Here is a 15,090-nt window from a genome sequence, read left to right as displayed (position 1 = left end):
AACTTGACCCGGTACTGGTTGTTGCCCAGCGAGACGTAGGTCATGTCGCCGCCCAGCAAGTGCGACGCCCGCGCTTCTTGCGCACTGCCCAAGAGCAGGCCACACGCGAAGAGCAGCAGGGTGAAGGAGTGTAAGATTTTTCTCATGGGTGAAAAAGAGGGGTGAAAGGGAGTGAAAAAAGACACTTGAGGGTGGTTCCGACGAATCGGCGAACCAAGATAGAGGTAGAAAAGCCCAAAGGCAAAATATGCCTCCGAAATGCCCTTCTACCGCAGCAAATTAAGGGCCAAACTTCACAAATTTTTGACGAAATGGAACTTATTTGTGATTTTTATTTAGGTTCCAACCCCGTTCCACATGGTCCGCCTGTGGGCGCAGTGCGCACCGCTTTGAAAAACCCATGAGCGGCAGCAGGGCACATCAGCCACGAAAAAGGCACTGACCGCGCGGGTCCGCACCTAGTGGTCGCAAGGCAATTTTTGGGTACCAAAGTGCTATTCCGCACATTCATGCGCTTTATTTGTCGCCACGGTAGCTCCTACAGCGCATAGCCGACTGGTGCCAGTTGTGCCCTCTCCAGCTTTTTGCCTACATTACACTACCAATAAGGTCGGCATTAGCACGCTGGCCATCCAAACTTCGTCATACTCCACCCGCATTTTTTACCTTTTTCCCTTCACCCATGAATACACCTTTACATGTAAATGCACGGCGGCGCGGCCCCTTGGGCTGGGCGCTGCTTTTGTTGGCAGCCCTGCTGCTCAACCGACCCGCCCAGGCTCAAACTGTTGACACCTATGCGCTTGCGCCCAGCGCGGGCACGTTCACGCCGCTGCCCGCCACGGCCACGGCCGTGACCACCATCAGCAGCGACGACGCCATCACCGGGGCTATTCCGCTGGGCTTCAACTTTGTGTTTGACGGCGTTACGTACACGCAGGTGTACGCCAACTCCAACGGGTGGATTTCCTTCAACGCCTCGGCTCCGGCCAATGGCACGGCGGCGTATAGCAATGCCCTGGCCACGGTGAGCGCGGCCTCGCGGCCCCTGGTGGCGCCCTACTGGGATGACCTGGACGGCGTGAACGGCACGGCTTCGTACCAGACCACGGGCACAGCCGGCAGCCGCGTCTTCACGTTTCAGTGGCTGAACTGGCGCCAGCACAGCGCCACGGCGGCGCCCCAGCTGTCTTTTCAGGTGCAGCTGGTGGAAGGCACCAACGTGGTGCGCTTTGTGTACCGTCCCGAGCCGGCGGCCATCACCAGCACGGCTTCCATCGGCCTGGCCGGCGCGGGCACGGGCAGCGGCTCGTTTCTGTCGCTGAACAACACGAGCGCGGCGCCAGTGGCCAGTTCCACCACCGAAACCAGCAACATTGCCACGGTTCCGGCCGCGGGCCAGACCTACACCTTCACCCCACCCGCGCCTGCGGCCTGCCCCGCCCCGCGCAGCCTGGCGGCTACCGTGACCAGCAACTCGGCGGTGCTGACCTACGGCGTATCCAACACGCCGGCGGGCCCCTTCACCATTCTGTACGGCCCCACTGGCTTCAACCCGGCCTTGCCCGCCTCCACTACCAACGTGTATTCGACGGCCACGGCCACCGGCACCACACTCACCATTACCGGCCTGACGCCCCTAACGGGCTACCAGTTCTATGTGACGCAAAACTGCGGCGGCACAGCCGGCAGTAGCACGCGCTCCAACGCGGGCAGCTTCACGACGGCGGCCGTGGCGCCGGCCAACGACGACTGCGCCGGCGCCATCAACATTCCGGTTCAGTTTGGGGGTTGCACGGCGCCCACCATGGGCAACAACACGGCCGCCACGGCCTCGACGGGCGCCCCGGCGCCCACGAACTGCACCACGGGCGGCGGCACGGCCGACTACCAGGGCGGCGACATCTGGTTTAAAGTGACGGTACCGGCCACGGGCACCGTGACGCTCGAAACCTCGGGCACGGGCGGCCCCGTTACCGACACGGGCATGGCCGTGTACTCGGGCACTTGCACCACGCTCAACCAGATTGAGTGCGACGACGACGACAGCCAGAACGGCCTGTTCTCGCTCATCGCCCTTACCGGCCGCACGCCCGGCGAAGTGCTCTACGTACGGGTGTGGGAGTATGGCAACGACACGTTTGGCCCCATTGGCGTGTGCGCCACGTCGCCGTCGAACTGCGCCGTGCCCACCGGCCCCGCCGCCAGCAACCTCACCAACACGACGGCACAGCTGACGTGGACGGCGCCCGCCGGCACGCCCGGCACCTACGACGTTGAGTATGGCCCGCAGGGCTTTACGCCCGGCACCGGTACTTCGGTCACCAACATTTCGGGTACTACCACCACGCTCACCGGCCTCACTCCTAGCACGACTTACTGCTTCTACGTGCGCCAGAACTGCGGCTCGACCAATGGCAGCAGCACGTTTGTGGGCCCCATCTGCTTCACCACGCCGCTCACGGCCCCGGCCAACGACGAGCCCTGCGGCGCCATCACCCTGGGCACGACTACCATCACGGGCTCCAACGTGGGCGCCACCACCAGCCTCCAGAACGGCATCAACGTGCCGGCCTGCGCTCCGGCCGCCGTACCCAAGGATGTATGGTACGCCTTCACCGCCACCGCCACCACCCGCGCCATGACCGTCACGGGCACGGCCGCCGGCTCGGTGCGCGTGTACACGTCGCCGAGCTGCTCGGCTGGTCCGTTCACGCAAGTGTTCTGCCAAGCTGGTCCCGGCAACAACCAGAACGTGGGCCCCATCAACATCACGGGCCTGACGGTGGGCACGCGCTACTACGTGGCCATCAGCGGCTACGGCAGCTCCGACACGCCGGGCACCTTCACCATTGCCGGCACGCCCACGGCTACCCGCGCCCAGGCCGACACCGAAGCCCTGCTGGTGTACCCCAACCCGAGCAACACCGGCCAGCTCACCCTGCGCCTCAGCGGCCCCACCGGCACCGGCCAGGCCACGCTGCTGAATGCGCTGGGTCAGACCGTGCGCACCCAGGCCTTGAACGGCGCTGCCGAGCAGACGCTCTCGACCCGCCACTTGGCTGGCGGCCTCTACACGCTGCGCGTGACCGTGGGCGAGCAGGTGCTCACCCGCAAAGTGGTGCTGGAATAGCCTCCGCGTTGTTTCATCTCAAAAAGCCCCGGCGAGTGCCGGGGCTTTTTTTGTGTTGGTACCGGCGAGTTGGGGCGGGCTATTCTACCACCAGCCGGCGCGTGGCGCGCCCGGCTGCTCCTTCGGCTTCTACAAAATAGGTGCCGGCGCGCAACGCGCTCAGGTCCAGCGCGGCAGTGAGGGAACTAGGGCGAATGGCGGCCACAGAGCGCCCCAGCACGTCGCGAATGGTGAGGCGCGTGGCCGGCGCCGCCAGCCGCACCGTGGCCGAGCGCTGGGCCGGGTTGGGAAAGACGTCGAACGAGAAGCTTGCTTCGGGCCGATTGGCCGTTACAAACGAACGGTTTTCGAGCACTAGGATGCGGTCATCGGTGGCGGCAGGGTTGCCTATCTGGCCGCGCAGGTTGCTGGTGCCCACGTACACTTTGCCCGCGGGCGACACGCAAATGGCGCGCAGCCGGCCAAACTGGCCCGCCAGGTAGTCGGTGCGCCCGGTGATGGCGGCGCCCGCCGCGTCCAGCGGCAGTTGCAGCAGGCGCTGGTCTTTGAGCACGGCCAGCAGCAAGCTGCCGCGCCAGCCGGGGATGGCCGGGTGGTCATAGTAGGCCAGCCCGGCCGGCGCGATGGTGGGCGTCCAGGTATAGAGCGGCTCGCGCACGTTGTTGGCGGCGCAAAAGGTTCTTTCGGCGGCCAGGTTGCAATAGCCTTCCACGTCGGGCCAGCCGTAGTTGCGGCCGGCTTCAATCTTGTTAATCTCGTCGTCGTTGTTGGGGCCGTGCTCCGAGCTGTAGAGGCTGCCGCTGGGCAGGCGCACCAGCCCCTGCGGGTTGCGGTGGCCCAGCGTATACACCAGGCTGTTGGGCGTCGGGTTGTCGGCCGGCACGGTGCCGTCGAGGTTCATGCGCAGGATTTTGCCGTTGAGCGAGGTCGGGTTTTGGGCCAACGACGCCTGGGAGGCATCGCCGGTGGTCACGAGCAGCGTAAGGTCGGGCAGAATGAGCAGGCGCGAGCCGCTGTGCGTGTTGAAGGCCGTGATGCCGCCCAGCAGCACGAGCGGGGCCGTCAGGGTGTTGGCCGTGGCCGAGTAGGTGTAGCGCACCACTTTCTCCTTGAGGCTGCCGGCGTCGGTGTAGTTGTACACCACGTACACGTAGGGCGAGGTGGCAAACTGCGGGTGCAGCACCATGCCCAGCAGGCCGCTCTCGCTCACGGTCGTCACGTCGGGCAGGGTGAGCAGGGGCAGCACCTGCCCCGTGGTCGGATTGATGCGGCTGATGCGGCCGTAGCGTTCCGTGGCCCACAAGAAATTATCAGGGCCCCACACCAGCTCCCACACCACGTCGAGGTTGGTGGCCACGGCCGAGACCGTGACGGTGGTGGCACCCACGGCAAAAGTGCTGAGCGCCGGCGCCTGCCCGGCCGCCGCCAGGGGCGCCGCGCCGGCCCAGGCGGCCAGCACAGCAAAGCGTAGCGTTTTCATAGTAGTTGGTTGAGTAATAAGGTGAAGATAAGCAAGTGATGGCCTGGAGTTGCTAACGCAGCAGCCCGGCCGCTGGATGTGCAACCGCTGCCAACGGCCGCGAGTTTGTAGCTTGCCGCCCTTGCTTACTTCCTTCGCCTTTTGCCGCTCATGCCTGACTTCATCACCGAAACCCGGCCCGATGGCTATTTCCTCAGCACCGACCCGGCCCGGCTCGACGTGGCCGCCGTGCACCGGTGGCTGAGCGAAGAATCGTACTGGGCGCGGCACATTCCGCGGGCCACCGTGGAGCGCGCCATTGCCCACTCCCTAAACTTTGGGCTGTATGCGCCCGACGGCAGCCAGGCCGGCTTCTGCCGCGTGGTGACGGACCGGGCCACGTTTGCCTGGCTCTGCGACGTGTTTGTGCTGCCCGCGCACCGCGGCCAGGGCCTCTCCAAATGGCTGGTGAGCCGGATGCAGGCCCACCCCGACCTGCAAAACCTGCGCCGCCACCTGCTGGCCACGTACGACGCGCACACGCTCTACCAGCGCTTTGGCTACGAGGCGCTCGACCGACCCGACCGGTGGCTGGAAATCAAACAAGCTAACCCCTACGGCTAAGCGTTGCCCCGGCTTTGATGCCGCCTACACGGTATCGGTGAAGCTTCGCTGCGTGCGATTGAAAATAACGACGCCGAGCAGCAGGATGACGACGGTTAGCAACGCGCTCAGCGCCAGGCCGTGCCAGCTAAACGTGCCTGAGCCCAGGAAGCCGTAGCGCAGCGTTTCAATGATGGGCGTGATGGGGTTGGCCTGCAGCAGCCACCGGTAGTGCGCCGGCACGCTCGACACCGGATAGATGACCGGGCTGGCGTACATCGCCAACTGAATGCCAAAGCCGAGAAGCACGGCCAGGTCGCGGTACTTGGTGGTGAGCGCGCTGAACACCATGCCAATGCCCAGCGAGAGCAGGCCCATGAGCCCCACCAGCACGGGCAGCAGCAGCAAGTAGGCATTGGGGTGTACCGTATTGGTATTCACCCAATAATACCCCCATACCGCCAGAAACAGCGCAAACTGCACGGCAAAACGGATGAGGTTGGAGAGCACAATGGACAGCGGCATGGCCAGCCGCGGAAAGTACACCTTGCCGAAAATGGCCGCGTTGTCGCGAAAAACGGCCGCCGTCGCGGTGAGCGTTTGGGCAAAGTAGTTCCAGATGGTGACGCCCGAGAGGTAAAACAGCAGTGCCGGCAAGCCGTCGGTCGAGAGCCGGGCGATGTTGCCGAAAATGACCAGGTACATGAGCGTCGTAAGCAGCGGCTGCGCCACTATCCAGATGGGGCCCAGAATGGTCTGCTTGTAGGAAGCCACAAAATCGCGGCGCACAAACAGCATCACCAAGTCGCGGTAGCGCCACACGGCCGCCAGCCCCAATTGGAACAAGCCCTCTTGTGGCTCAATGATTTCGGTCCAGTAGGTGGGCTCTTCGGCCGCGGGCGAAGACGCCGGAGGCGTGCTAATATCTGTATTCACGTAGAGACGAAGTAGTTCGTGTCGGCGAGGCGCATCGGCCAAACCCGACAAAGAGCAGTGTGGCGAAGTGCTTAGGTTGACACTTTGCGGGTGCCGGCCAAGGCAAGCGTGGTGACGTCTTTCAGCAACACCATGTCGACGATTACATCCGATTGGTTGCCCAGCCGGGCGTCGACGCCCTGACATGGACAGATGTAGAACTCCAGCCCCAAACAGGAAGCCAGTCGCAAATAACACGGGTCGCTGTATTCCCTGTTGTGAATTTCCACAACCCGGGCCGTATCGGGCAGAAACAGCAGGTTGGTCATGTTGGCGCCGTGCACGGCCAGCAACACCTCTGTCTCCTGCATCAGCCGGACTTGCTCCAGCAACGTCAGGTGCTCAAAATACACCTTTTCGAAGCCTTCCTGCTGCAGCCACGCTTCCACTTCCGGCTCGTTGAGCAAGTTGCGCGGGAAGCCCGCGGCCCGCGCCGCGTACACCCGCCGGAACGCGCGCCCTGGCTCGAGGCACAGGGCCTTGAGCAACTCCTGCCGCACCTGCCGCACCAGCTCGGGGCGCTGGGTGAGCGAGGCGGCCGTGAGGTCGGGCAGAATCACGGTTTGGGCGCTCAGTATTTGGCGGGGGTTGAGGGGTAGGTGGTCGGTGAAGCCCAGCAGGCGGGCGCTGGTCGCAATAAACTCCGGCACCGGGTGCAGCGCCGACACCCGCGGCAGCAACAGCTTCATGCCGGGGTACAGGCTACGCAGCACCAGCAACCGGGGCAAACTGTCAATCAGCCAGTGATAGTAATTTTCCGTCGACCATTGGTTGTGGCACACGGCAATTTCGGTGCCGCTCACTTTCACTTTTTCGCCCACCCACTGGCGCAGCAGCAGCGTGTCCTGAAACCGGCTCAAGAAACTACGGCGCACAATGCTGGGCTCGAAAAGCCGGAAATTGTTGAACACGGCACCGTCCCAGGTCACGTGCACGTTGCACAGGGAGTAGATGTGGTAGGGCTGGAAGTGCACCGGCAGCGTGAGACGGGCCACCAGGGCGCGCGTGAGCATGGCGGCATTGGCGGGCGGCGTGGGGCGGTAAGACGCCCGGGCCGGAAACGTTTTTTCCACCACTGCGCCCTGCCACCCCGGCAAGGACCTGGCAATCCGATTTACCAGGGCATCCCCGACGGCCTTTATCAACTTATACATACGTCAGGCAGTTAGGAAGGATTGGGGTGAGCGCAGGCGTTGTTGAAAGCCCCTCACCCGTTCGTAGTATGCCCGCACTTGGCCGTAGTGCCACACCATTTCGCGCATCACCACCAACGCGTGGCGCTGGTTCATCAAGGGCAGTCGGTTGTTGGCGAGCCAGGCGCGCACAAAGGCCGGCTGACATACGTTCTTGCACACCCCCCACGCGGCGTAGCCCAGGTCCTTGAGCAGGTTCACGGGCACGGAGCCGTCGGGCCGGCCCCACAGGGCATTGCGGTAGGCGTTGAGGCGGGGCGTGGCCCGGGCCGAAGCGTAAAACAGCCGGTCGCGGTAGTCCTCGCTGAGGCGAGCCGGCGCCATGTGGTGGCGCAGGTGCAGCCGCGACGAATACCACACCTCGTAGCCCAGCAGCTGGGCGGCGTAGCACAGCTCGTCGTCTTCGCCAGCGGTCAGGTTGGCTTCGCCCTGGCGGCCCGTAAAGAGGCTGGCAAACCCGCGGGCCTGCAGCCGCTGCCAGATTTCGGCGCGCACCAGCATGCCGGCCCCCCACAGCACGTTGCGGCCCACCGGCCCGTCGGCCAGCGGCGCGAAGGCGCCGCCCACGCGGTCGAGCTGCGGCCCCGAAGCGTAGCAGTGCTGAAAGTCCGGAAACCACGCCGGCGCCTCGCCGTCGAAGGTGGCCGTGTTGGGTCCGCCCAAAATGCCGATTTGCGGATGGGCCTCCAACAGCTCCACGCCGGTGCGCAGGTAATTGCGGTCGAGGCGGTTGTCGTCGTCGACGATGCAGGCGTAGCGGTACGACACGTGGTCGATGGCGCGTTGCATGGCCACTTTGTAACCCGGCCGGGGCTCGTGCAACTGCCGCAGCGGCGCGGGGGCGCCCAGCGCCTCCCAGGCGTCGCGCGCCAGCCGGGCGCTGCCGTCGGTGCTGGCATTGTCCACAAAAATGATTTCCCACGCAATGCCAGCTGGGTTTTCCTGCGCAGCCAAGCAGGCCAGCGTTTCAGCTAGCCGCGGCGCCCCATTGTAGGTGCACAGTAGAAAAGATACCCCCAGCTTATCCTCCAGCATAATTGCAATAATAACTTAAATACATTCCATAAATTGCAAACAAATGCGAGTTGTTTGCTAAGAATGGCAGCGGGGCGAGGGTAGATTTACCTCTAGTGGATACGCGGCCGCCTAAGAAAAGGCTTAGTCAAGCAGAGCCTGCAAGCGCCGCAGCATCCTGCGCTTGAGGTCGGTATAGCTACGATAGTTGGGCTTCACGGCCTGGCGGTGCAGCTCGCCATAGTAGGGCTTCAGGGTTTTCAAAAATTCGCCGCGGCGGTTGAGAACCTGTTGGCGGTATTCCGTGAATAGCGGCAGCAGGTCGGGCCGGTTGCCGAAGGTGAAACGGTTGTGGTAGGAGCTGATGACGTCGGGCGCCTTGATGTTGTAGTGGCTGAAATGGAAGAAGGCCAGCTCGGCGTTGCCGTTCACCCACCACTTGCCGGCGGCGTCGCGGCTTATCGTGCGCTCGTGCAGGTTCCAGTTGGCCACGTTGTAGCCGGGGTCGCGGATGATGTAGTACGACTCGAAGAACGTGGGAACGTAGTTCATCCAAATCTGGTCGTAAAACAGCCCTTCTTTGGCATTGCGAAAGCCGTACTGCAGGCAGCGGTCGGCCCACCAGTCCAGAAAGAAGGCCAGCTGCGGGTGCCGGGCCAGCGCCACAAACCCCAGGTTGAACACGCCGGTGGGCAGAATGTGTACGTCGTTGGGCCAGAACTCGTCGTCCACAGGCGTGAGCATGTGGGGCGTGAGCGTCACCATGGCCTGCTCCAGGCCCTGCTGCACGGCGGCCAGGGGCGCAAACACCTCAATGTCGGGGTCGAGGTAGATGGCCTGGGTAGCGCCCAGCTTGAAAAAGAAGTGCTGGAAATAATAGGGTTTGGCCGTGGTGCTGAGTTCGATGATGTCGAATTTCTGGCTCAGTTCCCGCGGGTCGGGCATGGCGATGTCGGTGACGGGCAGCACCGTGCAGCCCAGGGACGGGTAGTCCACTTGGTCAGAAAGCAAGTCGACGAGCCCGATGTACACCTCAAAATCGGGGTGATGGCGCTTAAAGGAATCAACCAACACCCCGGCCGAGCCTAAGTAATTGTTCGAGCAAATGGTGAAGGCAACTTTCATGGCCGGAGCAGCTGAGCAGAGAAGCAGAGAAATGGAAGGAACCGCCGGCGCAGATTGCGCACCAACGGGGGTGGGCCTCAGCGAGCCAGGAGTTTGGTGCGCTGGTACTTAAACCAAGCCCGCAACACTTTTTGGTACATGGCAGCATCGCGGTGCAGTTCCAATGACTTTTTAACCAGCCGGTACACCATGCCCCAGTCCTGGCTGCGCTCGGCCAGTTCGTAGGCCGTGGTAATGACGAAGTGCGCATAGAACTTGCCCGAAAAATCGGCCACCGCCTTGCGCTGCGCCGCCGGCACGTGTTCCTGAATGCGCCCGATTACCTGCACCATGTCGGTCACCAGCTCGCCCGACATGAGTTTAGTCCACGAGATGGACTGGCCGTGGCCCCGGTATTGGGCCAGCGTGTCGGGGGTGTAGGCGACGGGGTAGTGCCGGGCAATGCGCACCCACATTTCCCAGTCCTCGCCGTAGCTGTTGCCATAAAAGCTGCCCAGCTCCTCGTACACCCGGCGCCTGACCACGGTGCAGGCATACTGCAACTGCTGCTGCTTGGCCAGCCGCAACAGCCAGTCTTCCAGCAAGCCGTCCTCTTCAGCCAAGCGGGCCGGAATCCCGTTCAGCCGCCCGGCCTCGTTGATGTAGGCGTAGTGGCAGGCCGCCGCGCCCGCTTCGGGGTAGCGGTCCAGCAGCTCGCCCATTTTCTGGTAAAACCCGGTGGCCCCGGGCGCCACGGGCATCAGGCGGTCGTCGCCGTGCAAGATGTGGACGATATGGCCCCGCGCGCGATTGATGCAGGTTTCGAAGTTGCGAATGCTGCCCACGTTGCGCGGCTGCCGGAAGTAGCCCACCCGGCCGTGGCCGTGGGCTTCTACCAGCGCCTGCACGTCGGCATCGGTGCTGGCATCGTCCACCACCTCTATCTGCATCAGTTCCGGACCGGGGGCCTGGGCCAGCACGCTTTTCAGCGCATCGGGCAGGAAGGCCGCGCAGTTGTAGGCCGGAATCATCACCGACCAACGGGGCCGGCCGGGCAAATCAGGCAAGGGCGCTATAGCGGGTGGCGTTTGTGGATAACGCTCCGTATCAATATTGTTCATGCAGAGGGCAACAGCCGGCGCAGCGACAGGCAGGGATGGTAGGTCGACACACGAACCGCCCGGTAGCAGCACCAGCAGGTTGGGACATGGTACCGGGCAGCACAAAAGCTGCAGCGGTGCAGTGCCGTGCCGGAGCGGAAGACCTACTAAGCGGCTACGCGATGCCAAAAATACGACAATGCCCGACGCAAGGACGAATTATAGTGATTTATTATTTTTTTTTATTGCTTTTCGCAGGGAATACCGCAGCCAGTATGCCACATTTCGCACGCCGGCTATAAACTGCCCCGTGTCGAGGGCTAAGCGCGTAAATCCCAGCAGGCCACGCCCTACCTCACCGTGCTGCATGTAGTAGGCCGCATTCTCCAACCGGATATCGTTGAGCAAGGTTTGGTTCAGGGCCAGCAGGCCGGCATCGCCGAAAGCAGCGAGCAAGGGTTTGAGGTGCACGCGCAGCCGCTCCACGTTGGCCACCACGCGGGCGCGGTCTTGGCTGGTGCTGCGCGAGTGCACGCGCACCAACGTCTGGGTGCCGGGCAGGTCCTGGTAGTCAAACACCTGCCCGCCAGCCGCGCACCGCAGCCAGAACTCCCAGTCTTCGACGGCCCCCAGCCGCTCCGAAAACGCCCCCACGGCCTCGAACACCGACCGCCGCAACAAGGGCGCGTGAATGACCACCCGGTTTTCGACCAGCAGCGGGCGCAGCACCGCCGCCCCCGTGCCGTGCAGCGGCACAAACCACGCGGTGGTGTCCTGCATGTCGAACGAGCGGCTGAGCACGGCGGGCTCGCCGTGGCGGAAGTAGCGCACGTCGCCATACACCACGTCCACGGTGGGGTGCGCGGCCAGGTAGGCCAGCTGCGCCTCCAGCTTGCGCGGCGGCAGCAGGTCGTCGGCGTCCAGAAACTGAACGAATTGGCCGCGTGCCTCGCGCAGGCCGTGGTTGCGCGCCGCCGAGGCCCCCGCGTGGGGCCGGCCCAGGTAGCGGATGCGCGGGTCGCGGGCCGCGTAGTGGGCCGCTACGGCGGGGGTCGAGTCAGTCGAGCCGTCGTCTACCACCAGGCACTCCCATTCGGCGTGGGTTTGGGCCAGCACCGAGGCCAAGGCTTCGGGCAGCAGGGCGCCGTAGTTGCGGCACGGCACAATGATGCTTACCAGACTCATGCGGCGGGCGCTGAAGGTGAAGGACTTGGCACGCGCCAGCCCACGGCGCACTTGGCCAGCAGCTTTAGGCGGGCCATTGGGCCCAGCGGGTCCGGAAAGGGCTTGGGGGCCAGTAGCACCGGCCGCGCGTAAGCCCAGCCGTGGCGCTCAATGGCAATGACGGCCTCTTGCCAGGCCGCGGCAAACAGCTCCTCAAACCACGCAGCCGGGTAGGCCTGCAGCCGGGCGTTCTGGCTGGCTACGGTGCGCATGGTGGCCAGCAGCAGCTGCAGGTCGTGGGCGGTGCGCGGGCGAGTGGCGCGGTCCAGAATGCGCAGGTAGCCCTCCCACTCGGCGGGCGTGAGCTCAAAGCCTTTGTCGAGCAGCTGGCGGCGGCGCGTTTCGTTCACGCTGGCCAGGCGCTTGGCGGTGAGCACCTGGCTGGTTTGGGTGGGGTGCACGCGGTAGGCCAGTAAAGGCTCGGGCAGGTTGGCCAGCTGCGTCACCCGGCTCAGCTCGTACCACAGGCGGTAGTCTTCGGCGGGCATGGCGGCGGCGTCATAGCGCAGGCGGTGTTGGCGCACGATGTCCGTGCGCAGCAGCACAGTGGGGTGGCCAAAGGGGCTGCTGCGCAGCAGCCAGCGCCGGATTTCGGCATCGGTTTCGGGCACCGGCACTAAGCCCTGCCGGCTGCCAAACTCGCGGTAGGCCGTGCCGCACAGCCCAATTTCGGGATGGGCTTCGAGCAGGGCCACCTGCCGGGCCAGGCGGTCGGGGTCGGCCACGTCGTCGGCGTCCATGCGGGCCAGGTAGGGGCCGCGGGCCAGCTCCAGGGCGTGGTTGAGGTGGGCCACGTAGCCCACGTTGTCGGCGTAGTCGAACAGGCGAATGCGCGCGTCGGTGAAGCCGCGCAGCAGCATGCCGCTGCCGTCCGTGGAGCCGTCGTTGAAAATCAGCAGCTCGAAATCGGTAAACGTCTGGTTCAGAATGCTCGCCACGGCCTCTGCCACGTAGGGCGCACTGTTATACACCGGCATCACCACACTCACCAACGGCGCACTAGCAGCAGGCATGGGTCAGCAGTTAAGGGTGAAGGGCGTGCAGGGGCAGCGACGCTCCCTCGCGCATGCCCACCAGGTATTCGCCGCTTTGGCTGATGCGGAAGCCAGCCTCCTGCAAAATGGCCTTGATTCGGTCTTCTACCCCAAATTCCTCGTGCACCTCAATGGCCACAACCCGGGTGATGGCCAGAAACTCCAGCCCCTCGCGGGCCTCGTTGAAAATGTACCGCTCGCCGCCTTCGATGTCAATCTTCAGCAGGTCGATGGACGTCACGCCGTGCTGCGCTGCAATGTCGTTGAGGCTCACGGCATCCACGTATTCCGCGAGGTTGCCGCTGGGCGTCTCCGTCAGGGCAATGGACCAGTCCTGGCCGTCGCGAAAAGAGCGGTCGAAATAGAGCCGGGCCGCCTTGTGCCACACGCCAGTGGGCAGCACCACGGCCGGCACCCCATTGGCGGCAATGTTTTTCTGCAGGATGCGAACGTTGTCGGGGGCGGGCTCCACGGCAACAATTCGGGCCTGCGGAAAGGCGTGGCTCAGCCGGATGGCCGCCAGCCCGATGTTGCTCCCGATGTCGAACACGGTGCGCACGGGCAGCTGCCGGGCGTTGATGAGGTCGATGAGCGGGCTCAGCTCGTGGCGCAGGTACAGCTGCCAGAGCACGTGCAGGTCGCTGGAAAACTTGCGGCACCACACCTTGATGCCCAGCGACGGGTTTTCGAGCACAAAACAGTCGTCTTCACTCGCGACGAGGTAACCGCACGCCTTCAGCTCATTGACCAGCACGTTCTCATCCAGAATCTTGTCGTGGCGGCCGGTGAGCCGGTGCCACGCCGTGGCCTTGACCAGCCGCAGTGCTTCTGCAAAGGTCCACTTATTAAAGGTGTTGCGGATGGTGGTCGGGAGGGTCATGGCGGACGCAGGCGTTACAGCAAAGGCGGTCGGCAGCTTACTGCTGGCCCAGCACCTCCGCATACGGAACAATGGCTCCGTGGTCGCGCGTGTGCGGAAAAGTCCGGCCCTTGGTGGGCGAGGCAACGATGTCGAAGCGCACGATTTGCTCTTCAAAATCGAGGGTGTCGGTGTTGTGACTGCCGGCCCAGAAGCTCAGGTAGTACTCGCCGGGCACCAGCGGCGGCAGCTCCACCCGCACACGCAGGGCGGTGGAGCCATTGGGGTTATACACCAAAAACTTGTCGAGCGTGGGCAGCGCTTGCATGAGCGGGCTGCCCGCGCTATCGGCCACATCAATGGCAATGAACGCGGCCGGGTGCGGCGCGTTGTGGCAATACGTGAGGGCCAGGGTGAAGCAACAGTTCTTCTCATCCTGCGCCAGGTCCGTCAGCACCGCATCGGTCAGCTTCAGGGCCTTGGCGGGGGCGTTGGGGCGGTGCCACTGCTCGCCGGCCTGCAGCTTGCGGGCGTGGGCGTAGTGGGCAATGGTGTGGGCGGTGGGCCCCAGGTGGGCCACCCGGCCCTGCTCCAACAGCAGCGCCTGGGTGCAGAGGTTCTGCACGGCGTTCATGTCGTGGCTCACGAAGAGCACCGTTTTGCCGTCGTTGCGGCTCACCTCCTGCAGGCGGCCCAGGCACTTGCGCTGAAACTCGGCGTCGCCCACGGCCAGTACCTCGTCCACTATCATGATTTCGGGCTCCAGAAACGCCGCCACGGCAAACGCCAGGCGCACGTACATGCCGCTGCTGTAACGCTTCACGGGCGTGTCGATGTAGCGTTCCACGCCCGAGAAATCCACGATTTCGTCGAATTTGGCGCGTATCTCGGCCTTGCTCATGCCCAGGATGGCGCCGTTGAGAAACACGTTTTCGCGGCCCGTCAGCTCCGGGTGGAAGCCCGTGCCCACTTCCAGCAGCGAGGCCACCCGGCCCCGCAGCTTCACGCGCCCCGTGGTGGGCGCCGTGACTTTGCTCAGGATTTTGAGCAGCGTCGATTTGCCCGAGCCGTTTGGCCCGATGATGCCCAGCACCTCGCCCTGCGGCACGGCAAAGCTCACGTCCCGCAACGACCACACGAAGTCGCTGTCGCCCTTCTGGCTGCGGTCGTTGGCTTCGCCGATTTTTGCGTAGGGGTCTTCGCGCTTGCGCAGGCGGGCCCAGGCCCGGTTCAGGTCCTGGCTGAGCGTGCCGGTGCCCACCTCGCCCAAGCGGTACAACTTGCCCAGGTGCTCAACTTGTAAGGCGGCCGGAATGCTCATGAGAAAGTCGGAGGAGAAATGGCCACTGCGTCCGATGCTACACCATCTTGGCAAAGCAATAAAAAAGTCCG

At 64.1% G+C, this 15,090-nt stretch carries 12 protein-coding genes; 2 read left to right on the top strand and 10 right to left on the bottom strand.

Annotated elements, in window-relative coordinates:
- Positions 1-682 precede the first annotated feature (682 nt).
- The gene (locus tag IC234_RS22090) at positions 683-3,133 is read left to right on the top strand and encodes a T9SS type A sorting domain-containing protein (protein WP_190928747.1); all 2,451 of its coding nucleotides are present in this window, start codon (positions 683-685) and stop codon (positions 3,131-3,133) included.
- Positions 3,134-3,212: 79 nt separating this feature from the next.
- On the opposite strand, the gene IC234_RS21345 is transcribed toward IC234_RS22090, so the two are convergent.
- Positions 3,213-4,613 (bottom strand): PQQ-dependent sugar dehydrogenase, encoded by a 1,401-nt coding sequence (locus IC234_RS21345; RefSeq protein WP_190928745.1) that lies wholly within the window; start codon positions 4,611-4,613, stop codon positions 3,213-3,215.
- A gap of 150 nt (positions 4,614-4,763) precedes the next feature.
- Here IC234_RS21345 and IC234_RS21340 point away from each other — a divergent pair, with 150 nt between their 5' ends.
- Positions 4,764-5,216: a GNAT family N-acetyltransferase gene (locus tag IC234_RS21340; RefSeq protein ID WP_190928743.1), complete on the top strand. Its 453-nt coding sequence runs from the start codon at positions 4,764-4,766 to the stop codon at positions 5,214-5,216.
- A 24-nt stretch (positions 5,217-5,240) separates the two neighbouring features.
- Here IC234_RS21340 and IC234_RS21335 read toward each other — a convergent pair whose 3' ends face one another.
- From IC234_RS21335 to IC234_RS21295, 9 genes are all read right to left on the bottom strand, one after another.
- Complete coding sequence (locus tag IC234_RS21335) at positions 5,241-6,131, bottom strand: ABC transporter permease (protein ID WP_317173426.1); 891 nt, start codon at positions 6,129-6,131, stop codon at positions 5,241-5,243.
- 71 nt (positions 6,132-6,202) lie between these two features.
- Positions 6,203-7,324 carry a glycosyltransferase family 61 protein gene (locus IC234_RS21330; RefSeq protein ID WP_190928739.1) on the bottom strand — a complete coding sequence of 374 codons (1,122 nt, stop codon included), beginning with the start codon at positions 7,322-7,324 and terminating at the stop codon, positions 6,203-6,205.
- 3 nt (positions 7,325-7,327) lie between these two features.
- The gene (locus IC234_RS21325; RefSeq protein ID WP_190928737.1) at positions 7,328-8,398 is read right to left on the bottom strand and encodes a glycosyltransferase; all 1,071 of its coding nucleotides are present in this window, start codon (positions 8,396-8,398) and stop codon (positions 7,328-7,330) included.
- 123 nt (positions 8,399-8,521) lie between these two features.
- A complete protein-coding gene (locus IC234_RS21320; RefSeq protein WP_190928735.1) occupies positions 8,522-9,502 on the bottom strand; it encodes a glycosyl transferase in 981 nt (326 codons plus the stop codon).
- A 77-nt stretch (positions 9,503-9,579) separates the two neighbouring features.
- The gene (locus IC234_RS21315) at positions 9,580-10,548 is read right to left on the bottom strand and encodes a glycosyltransferase family 2 protein (RefSeq protein ID WP_190928733.1); all 969 of its coding nucleotides are present in this window, start codon (positions 10,546-10,548) and stop codon (positions 9,580-9,582) included.
- Between the two features lie 252 nt (positions 10,549-10,800).
- Positions 10,801-11,766, bottom strand: coding sequence for a glycosyltransferase family 2 protein (locus IC234_RS21310; RefSeq protein WP_190928731.1), 966 nt, complete (start codon positions 11,764-11,766; stop codon positions 10,801-10,803).
- Positions 11,763-12,818 carry a glycosyltransferase family 2 protein gene (locus tag IC234_RS21305; RefSeq protein ID WP_190928729.1) on the bottom strand — a complete coding sequence of 352 codons (1,056 nt, stop codon included), beginning with the start codon at positions 12,816-12,818 and terminating at the stop codon, positions 11,763-11,765. The genes IC234_RS21310 and IC234_RS21305 overlap by 4 nt, the downstream gene beginning before the upstream one ends.
- A gap of 10 nt (positions 12,819-12,828) precedes the next feature.
- Complete coding sequence (locus IC234_RS21300) at positions 12,829-13,719, bottom strand: FkbM family methyltransferase (protein WP_190928726.1); 891 nt, start codon at positions 13,717-13,719, stop codon at positions 12,829-12,831.
- A gap of 37 nt (positions 13,720-13,756) precedes the next feature.
- Entirely contained in the window at positions 13,757-15,019 is a 1,263-nt protein-coding gene (locus IC234_RS21295; RefSeq protein WP_190928724.1) for an ABC transporter ATP-binding protein, read from the bottom strand.
- Positions 15,020-15,090 lie beyond the last annotated feature (71 nt).

Origin of the sequence: Hymenobacter armeniacus, from assembly GCF_014699055.1 — a bacterium.
GTDB classification, from domain to species: domain Bacteria; phylum Bacteroidota; class Bacteroidia; order Cytophagales; family Hymenobacteraceae; genus Hymenobacter; species Hymenobacter armeniacus.
This window is presented reverse-complemented; position numbering and strand designations above follow the sequence as displayed.

Coding starts and splice junctions, on each gene's coding strand:
- IC234_RS21310 (WP_190928731.1), bottom strand. CDS start 11,766: ATGAGTCTGGTAAGCATCATTGTGCCGTGCCGCAACTACGGCGCCCTG.
- IC234_RS21330 (WP_190928739.1), bottom strand. CDS start 7,324: ATGTATAAGTTGATAAAGGCCGTCGGGGATGCCCTGGTAAATCGGATT.
- IC234_RS21300 (WP_190928726.1), bottom strand. CDS start 13,719: ATGACCCTCCCGACCACCATCCGCAACACCTTTAATAAGTGGACCTTT.
- IC234_RS21320 (WP_190928735.1), bottom strand. CDS start 9,502: ATGAAAGTTGCCTTCACCATTTGCTCGAACAATTACTTAGGCTCGGCC.
- IC234_RS21295 (WP_190928724.1), bottom strand. CDS start 15,019: ATGAGCATTCCGGCCGCCTTACAAGTTGAGCACCTGGGCAAGTTGTAC.
- IC234_RS21305 (WP_190928729.1), bottom strand. CDS start 12,818: ATGCCTGCTGCTAGTGCGCCGTTGGTGAGTGTGGTGATGCCGGTGTAT.
- IC234_RS21340 (WP_190928743.1), top strand. CDS start 4,764: ATGCCTGACTTCATCACCGAAACCCGGCCCGATGGCTATTTCCTCAGC.
- IC234_RS21345 (WP_190928745.1), bottom strand. CDS start 4,613: ATGAAAACGCTACGCTTTGCTGTGCTGGCCGCCTGGGCCGGCGCGGCG.
- IC234_RS21325 (WP_190928737.1), bottom strand. CDS start 8,398: ATGCTGGAGGATAAGCTGGGGGTATCTTTTCTACTGTGCACCTACAAT.
- IC234_RS22090 (WP_190928747.1), top strand. CDS start 683: ATGAATACACCTTTACATGTAAATGCACGGCGGCGCGGCCCCTTGGGC.